Source organism: Myxococcus sp. MxC21-1, from assembly GCF_032612255.1.
GTDB lineage: Bacteria > Myxococcota > Myxococcia > Myxococcales > Myxococcaceae > Myxococcus > Myxococcus virescens.
The window spans coordinates 3,847,451-3,860,293 of the sequence record NZ_CP123278.1 but is presented as its reverse complement, the minus strand read 5'-3'; the positions used below and the strand labels follow the sequence as shown (position 1 = coordinate 3,860,293).

Annotated in this window: 12 protein-coding genes; 6 read left to right on the top strand and 6 right to left on the bottom strand. The window is 68.6% G+C overall.

Annotation, left to right across the window (positions count from 1 at the left end):
- The first annotated feature begins 8 nt into the window (after positions 1-8).
- Positions 9-719 (top strand): hypothetical protein, encoded by a 711-nt coding sequence (locus tag QEG98_RS17930; protein WP_316567495.1) that lies wholly within the window; start codon positions 9-11, stop codon positions 717-719.
- Positions 720-738: 19 nt separating this feature from the next.
- Here QEG98_RS17930 and QEG98_RS17925 read toward each other — a convergent pair whose 3' ends face one another.
- The gene (locus tag QEG98_RS17925; RefSeq protein ID WP_316567494.1) at positions 739-1,866 is read right to left on the bottom strand and encodes an FAD-dependent monooxygenase; all 1,128 of its coding nucleotides are present in this window, start codon (positions 1,864-1,866) and stop codon (positions 739-741) included.
- A 166-nt stretch (positions 1,867-2,032) separates the two neighbouring features.
- The gene (locus tag QEG98_RS17920; RefSeq protein ID WP_316567912.1) at positions 2,033-2,881 is read right to left on the bottom strand and encodes an MBL fold metallo-hydrolase; all 849 of its coding nucleotides are present in this window, start codon (positions 2,879-2,881) and stop codon (positions 2,033-2,035) included.
- A 104-nt stretch (positions 2,882-2,985) separates the two neighbouring features.
- On the opposite strand from QEG98_RS17920, the gene QEG98_RS17915 reads away from it, so the two are divergent.
- Complete coding sequence (locus QEG98_RS17915; RefSeq protein ID WP_090491336.1) at positions 2,986-3,480, top strand: PaaI family thioesterase; 495 nt, start codon at positions 2,986-2,988, stop codon at positions 3,478-3,480.
- A gap of 18 nt (positions 3,481-3,498) precedes the next feature.
- Here QEG98_RS17915 and def read toward each other — a convergent pair whose 3' ends face one another.
- Positions 3,499-4,104, bottom strand: coding sequence for a peptide deformylase (gene def, locus QEG98_RS17910; protein ID WP_090491335.1), 606 nt, complete (start codon positions 4,102-4,104; stop codon positions 3,499-3,501).
- 22 nt (positions 4,105-4,126) lie between these two features.
- Complete coding sequence (locus QEG98_RS17905) at positions 4,127-4,840, bottom strand: ferritin-like domain-containing protein (RefSeq protein WP_316567493.1); 714 nt, start codon at positions 4,838-4,840, stop codon at positions 4,127-4,129.
- Positions 4,841-5,144: 304 nt separating this feature from the next.
- Between QEG98_RS17905 and QEG98_RS17900 the strand changes: the two genes are divergently transcribed.
- Both QEG98_RS17900 and QEG98_RS17895 read left to right on the top strand, forming a co-directional pair.
- The gene (locus tag QEG98_RS17900) at positions 5,145-6,383 is read left to right on the top strand and encodes a TonB C-terminal domain-containing protein (RefSeq protein WP_316567492.1); all 1,239 of its coding nucleotides are present in this window, start codon (positions 5,145-5,147) and stop codon (positions 6,381-6,383) included.
- Positions 6,384-6,400: 17 nt separating this feature from the next.
- Positions 6,401-6,880 (top strand): hypothetical protein, encoded by a 480-nt coding sequence (locus QEG98_RS17895; protein ID WP_011553425.1) that lies wholly within the window; start codon positions 6,401-6,403, stop codon positions 6,878-6,880.
- 87 nt (positions 6,881-6,967) lie between these two features.
- Here the strand turns inward: QEG98_RS17895 and QEG98_RS17890 are convergent, their stop codons facing one another.
- On the bottom strand, positions 6,968-8,119 hold the full coding sequence (locus QEG98_RS17890; RefSeq protein ID WP_316567491.1) for a fatty acid desaturase family protein: 1,152 nt from the start codon (positions 8,117-8,119) through the stop codon (positions 6,968-6,970).
- Between the two features lie 288 nt (positions 8,120-8,407).
- Between QEG98_RS17890 and QEG98_RS17885 the strand changes: the two genes are divergently transcribed.
- Positions 8,408-9,187 carry an NADH:flavin oxidoreductase gene (locus QEG98_RS17885; RefSeq protein WP_316567490.1) on the top strand — a complete coding sequence of 260 codons (780 nt, stop codon included), beginning with the start codon at positions 8,408-8,410 and terminating at the stop codon, positions 9,185-9,187.
- Positions 9,121-9,492 (top strand): hypothetical protein, encoded by a 372-nt coding sequence (locus tag QEG98_RS17880; protein WP_316567489.1) that lies wholly within the window; start codon positions 9,121-9,123, stop codon positions 9,490-9,492. The genes QEG98_RS17885 and QEG98_RS17880 overlap by 67 nt, the downstream gene beginning before the upstream one ends.
- Before the next feature lie 76 nt (positions 9,493-9,568).
- Here QEG98_RS17880 and carB read toward each other — a convergent pair whose 3' ends face one another.
- Entirely contained in the window at positions 9,569-12,820 is a 3,252-nt protein-coding gene (gene carB / locus QEG98_RS17875) for a carbamoyl-phosphate synthase large subunit (RefSeq protein ID WP_316567488.1), read from the bottom strand.
- Positions 12,821-12,843 lie beyond the last annotated feature (23 nt).

Here is a 12,843-nt window from a genome sequence, read left to right as displayed (position 1 = left end):
GAAGCCCCATGTGCGTCACTCGCGCGGTGTCCACCATCGGCTTGCTGATGTCTGCCTGCCTGTCCTCTCCAGCCCTGGGAGCAGAGCCGCCCCCAGAACAGGAAGCGACGCTCCCGCCGCCACAGCTCGCGGTGGAGATCGGTGGGACGCTGTCTCCGATGCGGCATCCCGCGACGGAGGTGCCAACGCTGCGTTCACGGGTGAAGACGGTGAACGCCCGAAGCGGAGCCGCGCGCCTTTCCGGCGGACTCCACTTCAACCTCCTCCGTGGCTCCGAACGGAGCGACTGGTGGTGGACGAACGGCATCGACTGGTACCTGGCGGGTGGTGACGTCCAGGTCCTGGCGCTGCGGCCGGGGCTGGAGAAGCGGTTCTCGCTGACACGACACGTGACGCTCGGCGTGAGCGCGTTCGGCAGCGCGGCGGAGGTCTCACTGCCCACGGGGCAGATTGGTCAGGTGCAGCCAGGGGAGCCGGGCTACACGCCCATTGGCGGCAACAACTTCTACGAGGGCCGCATGCGCAAGTGGGCCTTCGGCGCGGGCGGACTGGCGGCGATCCAGGTCAAGCTGAGTCGTTACGTCCATGCGCGCGTCCATGGGGGCTATGCGCGCTACTTCGAACAGGCGGACGGGCTTCAGCCGACGCCTGATGCGGCCGCGTTCACGGTTTCGCTCGACGGCCCGTTCGCGGGGGCGCTGCTTGGACTGGACCTCTAGAAACCGCGCCTCGAGCGCCCTACTCGGCGTCGCGCACCAACGCGCGGACCTGCCGGGCGGCGAGCCCTCGAGGCACGAGTTGGAAGAGCACATTACGAATGAAGCGCCCCGCTGAACTCTCCCATTGGGCCACGCGCCCCAGGCTCCAGGAACGCGTCACGAAGCTGTTGGCACGCTCGAGCCGGCGTTGCTCGTAGGCCGCCAGCGCCGCGTCCACGGGGCCCTCCGCGGCCAGCAGCTCGGCCAGCACCACGGCATCCTCGATGGCCTGACACCCGCCCTGCCCCATGTTGGGCGTCATCGGGTGCGCGGCGTCTCCCAACAAAGTCACCCGGCCTCGGCTCCAGCGGCTGGCGGGCGGCCGGTCGTGGATGTCCGTGCGGATGATGTTCGCTTCCTCCGTCGCGGCAATCAGGTCCGCGATGGGCGCGTGCCACCCGCCGAAGAGGGACTGCAACCGGGCCCGTGTCTCCCCGGGGGCATCCTGCCCTCCGGCCGGAGCATTCTGCGTGGCGAACCAGTACGTTTGCCCGAAGCCAATGGGCACCACACCGAAGCGCGCCCCAGGCCCCCACGTCTCTGAGACAAGTCCCGGCGTCGCGCTCGGGACGTCTGAGCACACGCCCCGCCAGCTCGTGTAGCCCGAATAGCGCAACGGCGCGTCGCCCAGCAGCGCCCCACGCACCACCGAGCGCAGCCCGTCCGCGCCCACCAGCGCATCGCCCGTCACCGAGCTGCCGTCCGACAACCGCACCGTCACCGTCTGGCCGTCGTCGTGAAACGCCGTCACGGTGAGCCCCATCCGGACGTTCTCCTCCCCGGCATGGGCCAGCAGCACGGACTGGAGCCGCGCCCTGTGGACACACACCAGCGGCAGCCCCAGCTCCTCCTGAATTCGAGTCACCGGAAGCCGCGTGAGCGCCGAGCCCGACGGCTTCAGAATCGCGCTGTCCGTGGGACACGCACCGGCCTGGGCCACCTCATCACACAGGCCGATGCGGCGCAGGGCCGCCGAGGCGTTCATCTGAACCGTGAGGCCCGCGCCCACCCATTTCAAGGCGTCGGAGCGCTCGAAGACAGTGACGGAGAGGCCCGCGCGCCGAAGCGCGCAAGCCAGCGTGAGTCCACCAATTCCAGCCCCAGCCACGAGAACATGCCTGGGCGATGACGTGCTCATGCGCCGCGCTTTAACAGGTATGCCGTGGCGAGTCGCGATTCATGTGCAACACAGTGACGGGAGGTCCGTGCTGCACCACCGCCATGTCGTTGCCGTACCGGGTCTGGCTCTCCGGCACGTGCTCCACGGGCGCGGCTCACCCGAACCAGCGGCCCGCTTCGGGAGCGAAGACGCGGACGCGTTCGGCCAGCGACGGCGGCAGTCGCGCGCGCAACGTGGCGTGGACGGATTCAGGAGGAAGCGCCTGGCTGAAGTGCATGAGGACCAGGGCCTCGTTGCGGAACTGGTCCGCGCGCGCGAGGAGTTCGTCCAGGTGGAGATGCGCCTTCGCCTGAGCGTCCTGCACGGAGTGGCGCGCGTCGACGAAGGTGCACTCGAGGATGAGCACGCGCGAGTCGAAGAGGCCTGGCTCCGTGTCCAGGACGCGGGACAGGGTGTCGGTGGCATAGGCCAGCTCCAGCCGCTCCACTTCGTCGAAGAGCGCTTCGCCTGATTGCCGCCGCCTGGCGATTTCCTGAGGTGGGAGTGACTGGTGCTCGAGGCGGAGCTTCGCGACACGGCGGAAGAACTGGTAGCCGAGCGACGGCACCGGGTGATGCGTCCGGAACGCGCGGACGAACAGACCTTGCCCCAGGGGCCGCACGTCCCCTGGCAACATCGGCACGGTGTGCACCTCCATGGCGGTGTGGTGCAGCCGTGACATCACGGCGAGCGACGCCTGGACGTTCGCCTCGATCTCCGCGGGCAGGAAGACCTGGGGTGCGCCCTTGCCGATGAGCCGACGGATGCCGAGCAACGAGCCGAGCCCGCTCGCATGGTCCGGGTGCGCGTGGCTCAAGAAGATGCGGTCCGAGCCACAGAAGGAACGAATGGGTAGCCCCACGTCGAGCACGACGTCCAACTCGGGGACCTGGAGCGACGTGTACACGCCGCCCACGGACACGCCTCGGACGGTGTAGGGACCTGCCTGGACTTCAGTGAGCATCGGCACGGACACTATCCTGGGCATGGACGAGACACGCGACGAAAGGCCCCTGCTGGGCCAGGATGTGCGCATCGTTGCGCCTCCCTTCCCCATCAGGGCCCCCCATGGAAACCTCATCTCTCCAGGAAGTCGTCGCGCCAGAAGGCATCTGCTACGGCTGCGGCAGCAAGAACCCTCACGGCCTGCACATCCAAAGCTACTGGGATGAGGACGGCATCCACGTGGTGGCACGCCACACGCCCGATGCCCGGTACAGCGGCTGGCCGGAGCTCGTCTACGGCGGTCTGATTGCCATGCTGGTCGACTGCCACTCGAACTGGACGGCCATGGCGTACCACTACCGCGCCGAGGGCCGCTCACCTGGCAGCTCGCCGGTCATCGAATGCGTCACCGGAAGCCTGGGCGTGAAGTTCATCAAACCCACGCCCATGGGCGTCCCGCTCACCCTCCGTGCACGCGTCGAGGGCGAAGTCGGACGCAAGAGCCGAGTCCTCTGCGAAGTCTTCGCGGGTGAGACGCTGACCGCAGTGGGTGATTCCATCTTCGTCCGCGTCGACACGGCCCAGTTGAAGGCCGCGGCGCACGGCCGCGAAGGCTGACGCGAAAGACGTCGTGCCCTATCCCTTGTCGGGCACCGGCAGCCCCAGCTCGGCGCGCAGCTCCGCGGTGCTGCGCCCCGCCTGGTACCGGCGATGGTTCTCCGCGGTGGTGAAGCTCCGTGTCTCCATCCGGTCCACGTAGAGCGTGCCATCCAGGTGGTCCAGCTCGTGTTGGAGAATGCGTGCGTACCAGCCTCGGGCCTGGACCGTCACGGGCTGGCCGTGCTCATCGAGTGCATCCACGCGCACGGCGCAAGCGCGGGGCACCAGGGCCGCGAAGCCCGACACGCTCAAACACCCTTCGTGGAACTCCGCGGGCGCCGCGTCCTCCACCACCAGCCTGGGATTGATGAGCACGTGGAAGGGAACGGGCTTCCGTCCTCGCGCCGCCCGCTCGCTCTCCGAGAGGCCTGCCTGATACTCAGGCCGGTCCTCGATGACGACGACTCGCAGGCCCACGCCCACCTGGGGCGCCGCCAGCCCGACGCCGGGTGCGTCCCGCATCGTGTCGCGCATCTGCTCGATGAGCCGCGCCGTCTCCGGACTGGCAATCTCCTCCGGCGTCAAATCGCGCGCCTTCCGACGCAGCACCGGGTCCCCTGCCTGGACAATCTTGAGCACCATGCCGCCAGCGTAGCAGGGCCCGCTAGGCTCCCGACCGACGACAATGCTCCACCCACTGCCGTCCAGGAGTGGTGTCCACTCCGCACCGTTCCAGCCCGGGAAAGACAACGTCGTGCAGGGCCTGGATGAACACCTCGAGCTTGCGCGCATGCGGCAACACGCCGTGCGCCAGGAGCATGGCCCCCTCCGCATCGGACAGGCCCCTCGCGAAGAGCCTGGGCGACACGCTTTCCTCCAGCATCGCAGGCAGATACGGCGACAGGAACGCCACGGAGCCCGATTGGGCTGCATGCGCGAGGTAGGCCCACCCCAGCCGGCTGTGCGCGACCTCGTCCCGAAGGATGTCTCGAAGCACCGCGCGCACCCGGGGTGGTCCGTCCACGGCCAGCACCGAGGTCAACCCAGCCGTGCTCTCCGTCTCCGAGATGCAGCAGGCGGCGACGACTTCGTAGAGCACGCGCTCGCGGAAGCCGAGGGCTTGCGGAGCAGTCTCCCGCGCGACCAGGGGAACGGGGGGCATGACCGCTTGTCCGTAGGTGCGCGCCATCAGCTCGCACATGCCCGCGTGGCGCCGTTCGTCCTCCGCAGCGCGGCGCGCGAGTTCCACCAGCGTCTCGGGCGTGGCCAGTTGCTCGAGCGCTCCCGCCAATCGGGCGAAGCGCAGCCCCGCCTCCAACTCCTCCTGCCTTCGGAAGACCCAGGTCTCCGCGACGAACCGCCGGAGCGCGTCTGGCATCGTTCTACCCGGTCTCCGCAGCAAGCGCGGGTCAGCCGGACAGCCATCATCAGGAGCGTTGTTCATGGTGGCCTCGAAGCACCGAGCGTAACCGACGCGCGAGACAGACGGCGGCAAAGGAGCCGCTTGTCGCAGTGAGTCATTGCGTTGGGCACCGCACGGTCGCACCCCGTGTCGTGATGGGGACTGCACGCAATGGCGCGCACGGCGGGACGTAGGCGTGTCCAGGCCAACGGCGGTGCTGGGTATGCTGGTAGGACGTGGTGACCCCGTCCCAGGGAGCGTGAGCGTCGAAATGCGGAGGATGCGACGACTCGGCGGGGCCGCGCTGGCATCGCTCGTCATCCACGTGGGCCTGCTCTTGCTGCTTGGGTCTGTCGACCCGCCGGAGCGCGCACCTCGCCGGGCCGTCACGTCGAAGCCGCTCGCGGTGGACATCGTCACCACGCCACCTGTGCTGACGCCTCCACCTCCCCCGCGGCAGCCTGCACCTTCGGCGTCCACGCCTCGTCCCAAGGGAAAGCAGGTGAGAAAGACACCGGCCGGGGACGGCCTCGTCGCAGCGCCATCCCCTGCCCCTCTTGACGCACCCGACACGGGTGCTGCGCCGGAGACCACCGCATCGCCGCCGGACGCCCCGCGCAGGCCACAACAACTCCAGATTGGCGCCGAGCCCCTGCCCTCGTTCCTGGTGCCAGGAGGAGCGCCGCTCGCCGGTCCAAGGACACCGAGTGGACGCACGTTGCGCCCTGGTGACCCGGCCCCTTCCCGTGAGGAGCTCGCCGCGCAGGAAGAGGCCACCGTCGCGGGGCGTGTGGAGGAATTCATCGTCGACGAGCAGGCCCAGCTTCGCGTCGCCAACGGTCTCATCGACCCCTATTTCAGCCGCCTTCGAGAGGCGCTTGAGAAGGGCCTCGAAGATGCGCCGGTATTCCCAGGAACCAGCCTGGTGAATCAGGCAGGGACCGCCTGGGCTTCCCGGGCCAGCAGCTTCGGAGCGGCTGGCAATCCAGGAGACGGCCCACCGCCGAAGGCGCCCACCACGACCGAACGGCTCTACGACCTCCAGCAGCGCGCCGGAGACGAATCCATGGAGCGTCCACGCCTCTTGGCCCATGCGAGTCAGGGGCTCCAACATCTGGCCACGGGTGGCGGCTCGAAGCTCGTCGTGACGCTGGAGCTGACGCAGGAAGTGGATGGCACCCTGCGCGATGCGAAGCTCATCTCGTTGAGTGGCAACCCGGCCTACGACGCCTACGTCCTGAACGCCATTCCGGCGTCACTGGCGAAGCTCGCTGCGCCACCCGCTGGCGCGCGAGGTGTCCGAGCCGACGGCATCCGTACCTTGTGGGCGGTGGAAGGCCGCGTCGTATACCTGCGCAAGCTCAAGGAACTGAAGGGACAGGACGCCTGGTACATCGCCGCGACGAGCGCTGCTGGCATCCTGGCCGGACGCTTCGAGGAGACGACGGGCGAAATCGAGGTCATCGACTTCCGCAACCCACGGTTCGTGTGCCGGTCCCACTTGTTGCGCGTCTACTGATGCTAGGCTGACGCGCCATGGCTCGTCGCAAGAAGGCCGATGAGATGGCCTCCCGCGTCCGAAACCTGCTCGCGATGGACGCCGCGGGCATCATGCGCAGGCTCGATGCCCGCCGGGATGAGATGTTCGCCCTCTTCTCCCGCCTGCGCAGCCGCGAACCGCTCCTGGGCACCATCGCGTCACGGTACGCCGACGGCGCGTTCGACCAGCTCATCCACCTGCCCGAACAGGAACAAGCCGTGGTGGACCACTTCTACGGTCGCCTGGACGAGCTGCGCTGGTACTTCACGTACACCGAGGACATGCCCGGCACCGCCCAGCTGATCTTCTCCAAGCTGCACAAGCGGCTGGAGGAGTCCTACCGGGTGCTCGTGGTGACGCTGGGCCCACCGGTTCCGCCAGATGGCTCACGCGTGGTGGATGTCGAGGCCGTCCGGCACGACGCCGCCGAAGCTCCGCCGCGGAAGACGCTGACACGCACCACGCGGCGCGCGTAGGCCGCGCCGCTCACGAACACGCTGCCGGGGCTGACCTCCACCCTGGCGAACCTCGCGGCCTACACCGAGTCGCCGGACGTCCCCGCCTCACGCCGCGGGAGCGGCCGCCGCAGACACTCCGGCGTCACGGGCCTGGCGCTTCGGCGCGAGCTTCCGCATGGACGTCTTGCCCACCACGACGTCCACCATCTTCTTCGCGCGGGTCCAGACGCTCTCCTGCACGTAGGGGATGCCGTACTTCTCGCAAAGCGCCTTCACCTGTGGCTGCACCTCGCGGTACTTCAGCATCGGCAGGTCCGGCCAGATGTGGTGCTCAATCTGGTAGTTCAGCCACAGGTGGGCGAAGTCGTTCAAGTCCCCGCCCGTGCGGTAGTTCGCGCTGCCAATCACCTGCTGCACGTAGCGCTCGCCGCGGCTCTCCGGCTTCGAGTCGAACCGGTACAGGTCCTCGCCCGTGTGGTTCGGTCCCACCACCAGGAACGTGTGCAGGCTGGTGAGGATGTCCGCCATCACGGAGTTGCAGAACGCGCTGAACGACGCCCACGGCCCCAACACCAGGTAGAGCGCCGGGAAGAGCCCGAACTGCACGGCCGAATACGGCAGATAGCAGCTCAGCAGCAGCTCCTTCAGCTCCTCGCGCGTCAGCTCTCCACCCTTGCGCCGGCCCTTGCGGCGCAGCGAACTGAGCGTCTCCGGCGCGTAGTAGCTGGCCCGCCACGTCAGCGCGAGCAGCGCGAGCTGCGCGTACCGCAGCGCCAGCGGGCGCTCCGGGTTGCGCAGCGTCCCCTCCGCGTTGCGCTCCAGGAGGTCGGGGTCCGCATCCTCGCCAGTGTGCGAGTGGTGCAGCACGTTGTGCTCGAACACCCAGGCCTCCGGCAGCATCCAGTCGAGCCAGTCCAGATAGCGGCGGTTCCCCTTCGCGAACCCCTTCCCCGTGCGAGACGCCGGAAGCCCCGGCACCCGGTCGTAGCCCCGATGCCCCACGTGGTGCATCAGCAGCCAACGCGTGGACCGCCCGACACTGAGCGCCGCCGCGCTGAGCGGGTTCGGCGCCAGCCAGCAGGTCGCCGCCCCCAGCGCGGTCGCCGCCCGACCCCAGCGCTCGATTTTCCGGAGGTGCGCCGCATCCGCCTCACCCAGCGATGCGTCCAGTTGCTCACGAAGCGCCTTCAACTCACGGTGAAACCCATCCACGTCCACGGAAGAAATGTCGAAGTCGGGGGCAGCCTGGGACGGCATGAACGGCTCTCCTCGGTCGCGGAGATGGACACGGGCGAAGGGGGGCAACAGCTCGGCGCGAACCGTAGCCGCCAGGGTCCGCGGGCGTCCAGCCACGCTTTGCCCTCGGCCCCTGCTTTCGAACGAGGCCATGCGGAGCCCCGAGGCGCAGGTTATACCCGCGCACCGGGTCCGGCCCACAGGGCGACATCGACGTCAAGGGGAAGCAGGCCGCGGCAAGGCAAGCGGCCTGGCGCCCCCATCAGCCCGAGCGAATGGACCCGCCCACTTCGAAAGCGAGATGCCGTCATGACCGACCTGTTCGCGCCCCTCGAGCTCCGAAAGGGTGTCATCGCGCCCAACCGCATCTGGCTGGCGCCCCTGACGAACACCCAGAGCCATCCCGATGGCACGCTCTCCGACGCGGAGCTTCGCTTCCTCGCGATGCGCGCCGATGGCGGGTTCGGCGTGGTGGAGACGTGCGCCGCCTACGTTTCCCAGGATGGCAAGACGTGGCCGGGCGAGCTGGGCGTTCACGACGACGCGATGCTGCCCGGACTGAAGCGCATGGCCGCCCGCATCCATGAAGGGGGCGCCCTGCTCTCCGCGCAGCTCTTCCACGGTGGACTTCGCGCCAACGCCGAGGTCAGCCAGCGCGAGGTGTGGAGCGCCAGCGCGTATGACGCGGACGGCCTCCACTGCCGCGAAGCCACCGAGGCCGACATCGAGGGCGTCATCGCGGCCTTCGCGAGCGCGGCGCGCCGCTGCGCCGAGGCGGGGTTCGACGCCGTGGAGCTCCATGGAGCGCACGGCTACTTGTTCTCGCAGTTCCTGAGCACCGTCTTCAACCGTCGGCAGGACCGATGGGGCGGCTCGCTGGAGAACCGCTGGCGCCTGCTTCAGGAGACCGTCCGCGCGGTGCGGCGCGCGGCGCCCACCCTGGTCCTCGCCGTGCGCCTGTCGCCGGAGGACGCGAGGCAGGCCAGGGCCTGGACCTGGACGAGTCGCTGGAGGTCGCGCGCATGCTCACGCGCGAGGGCGTGGACATCCTCCACCTGTCCCTGTGGAAGGCGGCCCACAACACCCTGAAGCGGCCGGACCAGCACGCGACGCCGCTCTTCCGGCAGGCCGTGGGCACCGGCGTCCGAATCGTGGTCGCGGGCGAGGTGCGCACGCGCGAGGAGGCAGAGGCCCAGCTCGCGCGCGGCGCGGATGCCGTGGCCGTGGGCCGAGCGGCCATCGCGAATCACGACTGGCCGCGCCGCGTGCAGCGAGGCGACGCGCTCCAGGTGCCGCCGCTGTCCCCCTCCACGCTCAACGCCGAGGGCCTGTCCGACGTCTTCGTGAACTACATGCGCAACTGGCGCGGCTTCGTGACAGACCCAACGGCCTGAGGCGGCCCTGAAACGCAGACGGCCCCACTCCAGGAGGAGCGGGGCCGCATGACGCACGTCAATCGAGCGCTGCGTTTCAGCGCCGGGTGCCCGGGGGCGCCGCCTTGATGCCCAGGTACTCCTGGAGCGGCTTCACTTCCAGTTCCGAGGACTTGAGCGACTCCAGCGCGCCCACCGCCATCCGCGCCGCCTGCACCGTCGTGTAGTACGGCACCGAGTGCATCAGCGCCTCGCGACGGATGGAGAAGCTGTCGGCGATCTCCTGCTTGCCGAAGGTGGTGTTGATGACCAGCACGATTTCGCCGTCGACAATCTTGTCGACGATGTTCGGGCGGCCCTCCTTCACCTTCTGCACCACCTGCGCCTCAATGCCCTTCGTCGCCAGGTAGGTGTGCGTACCGGAGGTGACGACAAGGGAGAAGCCCATGTTCCGCAGGCGCCGCGCCAGGTCCACCACCGCCGGCTTGTCGTCATCCTTGACGGAGATGAACACCTTGCCGCTCTTGGGCAGCTTCACGCCCGCGGCGAGCTGGCTCTTGGCGAAGGCGGACGCGTAGTCGTTCGCCAGGCCCATCACCTCGCCGGTGGACTTCATCTCCGGCCCGAGGATGACGTCCACGCCCGCGAAGCGCGCGAAGGGGAACACGCTCTCCTTCACCGCCACGTGCTTGAACTCCGGCTCCTGCGTGACGCCCAGCTCCTTGAGCGTCTTGCCCACCATGCAGAGCGCGGCGATCTTCGCCATCGCCACGCCGGTGGCCTTGGAGATGAAGGGCACCGTGCGGCTCGCGCGCGGATTCACTTCCAGGATGTAGATGGTCTTCCCCTGGATGGCGAACTGCACGTTCATCAGGCCCACCACGCCCAGCTCGCGCGCCAGGGCGATGGCCTGGTCCTTCATCCGCTCCACCAGGTCCGGCGACAGCGAGTGCGGCGGCAGCGTGGCCGCGGCGTCACCGGAGTGCACGCCCGCCTCCTGGATGTGCTCCAGCACGCCGCCAATCATCACCGCACCGGTGCGGTCCGCCACCAGGTCCAGGTCCACCTCGATGGCTTCCTTCAGGAAGCGGTCGATGAGCACCGGGTGCTCGGGCGATGCGCTCACCGCCTCGCGCATGTACCGCTCCAGGCTGGCCACGTCGTAGACGGTCTCCATGGCCCGGCCGCCCAGCACGTAGGAGGGCCGCACCATGACGGGGTAGCCGATGCGCTCGGCCACCTTGAAGGCCTCCGCGTGGCTGCGCGCGACGCCGTTCTCCGGCTGCTTCAGGCCCAGCTTCTCGATGAGCGCGGCGAAGCGCTCCCGGTCCTCCGCGCGGTCGATGGCGTCCGGCGACGTGCCCAGGATGGGCAGGCCGGCCTTCTCCAGCGGCACGGAGATGCGCAGCGGCGTCTGGCCGCCGAACTGGACGATGGCGCCCACCGGCTTCTCGCGCTGGGACACCTCGAGCACATCCTCGATGGTCAGCGGCTCGAAGTAGAGGCGGTCCGACGTGTCGTAGTCGGTGGACACCGTCTCCGGGTTGCAGTTGACCATCACCGTCTCGTACCCGGCCTCGCGCAGCGCGAAGGCGGCGTGGACGCACGCGTAGTCGAACTCGATGCCCTGGCCGATGCGGATGGGGCCGCTGCCCAGGATGAGCACCTTCTGCCGGTCCGTGGGCGGCGCCTCGTCCTCCTCCTCGTAGGTGGAGTACAGGTAGGGCGTGTACGCCTCGAACTCCGCGGCGCAGGTGTCCACCCGCTTGTAGACGGGCCGGATGTTGCGCGCGTGCCGGTGCGCCCGCACCTCTTCCGCCGGGTAGCCGAGCAGCCGGCCCAGATACTTGTCGGAGAAGCCGTGCGCCTTGGCCTGCCGGAGCACCTCGTCTGGGAGCTGGTCCAGCCGCCCGTACTCCTGGAGCGACTGCGCCTCGTTCACCAGCATCTGGATGTAGCGAAGGAACCAGGGGTCGATGGCGGAGAGCGCATGCACGTCCTCCACCGTCATGCCTTCGCGGAAGGCCTGGGCCACGAACCAGGGACGCTCCGGGCGAGGGATGCGCAGCGCCTCGCGCAGCACCTTCTCCCGCTCCTCCTTCTCCGCCGGCAGCTCCGGGGACTCCAGGCCCACGCGGCCCAGCTCCATGGAGCGCAGCGCCTTCATGTACGCCTCAGGGAAGGTGCGGCCAATGGCCATCACCTCACCCACCGAGCGCATGCTCGTGGTCAGCGTCCGGTCCGCGTGCGGGAACTTCTCGAAGTTGAAGCGCGGCACCTTCACCACCACGTAGTCCAGCGTCGGCTCGAAGGAAGCCGGCGTGTCGCGGGTGATGTCGTTGCGCAGCTCATCCAGCGTGTAGCCCAGCGCCAGCTTCGCGGCGATCTTCGCGATGGGGTAGCCCGTCGCCTTCGACGCCAGCGCGCTGGAGCGCGACACGCGCGGGTTCATCTCGATGACGACCATGCGGCCGTCCTTCGGATTGATGCCGAACTGGATGTTGGAGCCACCCGTGTCGACGCCAATCTCCCGGATGATAGCCAGCGACGCCTGCCGCATCCGCTGGTACTCGCGGTCCGTCAGCGTCTGCGCGGGCGCCACGGTGATGGAGTCACCGGTGTGCACGCCCATCGGGTCCAGGTTTTCAATGGAGCAGACGATGATGACGTTGTCCGCCGTGTCGCGGACCACCTCGAGCTCGTACTCCTTCCAGCCCAGCACGCTCTCCTCCACCAGGATGGTGGTGGTGGGGCTGGCCTTCAGGCCCGAACGGCAGATGGTCTCGAACTCCTCGCGGTTGTACGCGATGCCACCGCCGGTGCCGCCCAGCGTGAAGGACGGGCGGATGATGGCCGGGAAGCCGATGTCCTCCACCAGGCTCATCGCCTGGTCCAGCGTCGTCGCGTAGCCGCTCTTGGGCAGGGCCACGCCAATCTTCTGCATGGCCGCCTTGAAGAGCTGGCGGTCCTCGGCCTTGTTGATGGCTTCCAGGGACGCGCCGATGAGGCGCACGCCGTACTTCTCCAGGATGCCTTGCTCCGCCAGCGCCTTGGCGAGGTTGAGTGCAGTCTGGCCACCCATGGTGGGAAGGAGTGAGTCCGGCCGCTCCGAGGCGAGGATGCGCTCCGCCGCCTCCACCGTAATCGGTTCGATGTAGGTGCGATGCGCGAACTCAGGGTCCGTCATCACGGTGGCGGGGTTGCTGTTGAGCAGCACCACCTCCACGCCTTCATCCCGGAGTGCCTTGATGGCTTGTGTACCGGAGTAGTCGAACTCGACGGCTTGCCCGATGACAATCGGACCCGAGCCAATCACCAGAACCTTGCGGATATCGGTACGCTTGGGCATCGGGGCGCCCCCATACCAACCTC

Bases quoted from the DNA above. Each gene is read 5' to 3' on its own strand.
- QEG98_RS17915 (WP_090491336.1), top strand. From the start codon at position 2,986: ATGGAAACCTCATCTCTCCAGGAAGTCGTCGCGCCAGAAGGCATCTGC.
- def (WP_090491335.1), bottom strand. From the start codon at position 4,104: ATGGTGCTCAAGATTGTCCAGGCAGGGGACCCGGTGCTGCGTCGGAAG.
- QEG98_RS17930 (WP_316567495.1), top strand. From the start codon at position 9: ATGTGCGTCACTCGCGCGGTGTCCACCATCGGCTTGCTGATGTCTGCC.
- carB (WP_316567488.1), bottom strand. From the start codon at position 12,820: ATGCCCAAGCGTACCGATATCCGCAAGGTTCTGGTGATTGGCTCGGGT.
- QEG98_RS17920 (WP_316567912.1), bottom strand. From the start codon at position 2,881: ATGCTCACTGAAGTCCAGGCAGGTCCCTACACCGTCCGAGGCGTGTCC.
- QEG98_RS17885 (WP_316567490.1), top strand. From the start codon at position 8,408: ATGACCGACCTGTTCGCGCCCCTCGAGCTCCGAAAGGGTGTCATCGCG.
- QEG98_RS17905 (WP_316567493.1), bottom strand. From the start codon at position 4,840: ATGCCAGACGCGCTCCGGCGGTTCGTCGCGGAGACCTGGGTCTTCCGA.
- QEG98_RS17880 (WP_316567489.1), top strand. From the start codon at position 9,121: ATGCTCACGCGCGAGGGCGTGGACATCCTCCACCTGTCCCTGTGGAAG.
- QEG98_RS17890 (WP_316567491.1), bottom strand. From the start codon at position 8,119: ATGCCGTCCCAGGCTGCCCCCGACTTCGACATTTCTTCCGTGGACGTG.
- QEG98_RS17900 (WP_316567492.1), top strand. From the start codon at position 5,145: ATGCGACGACTCGGCGGGGCCGCGCTGGCATCGCTCGTCATCCACGTG.
- QEG98_RS17895 (WP_011553425.1), top strand. From the start codon at position 6,401: ATGGCTCGTCGCAAGAAGGCCGATGAGATGGCCTCCCGCGTCCGAAAC.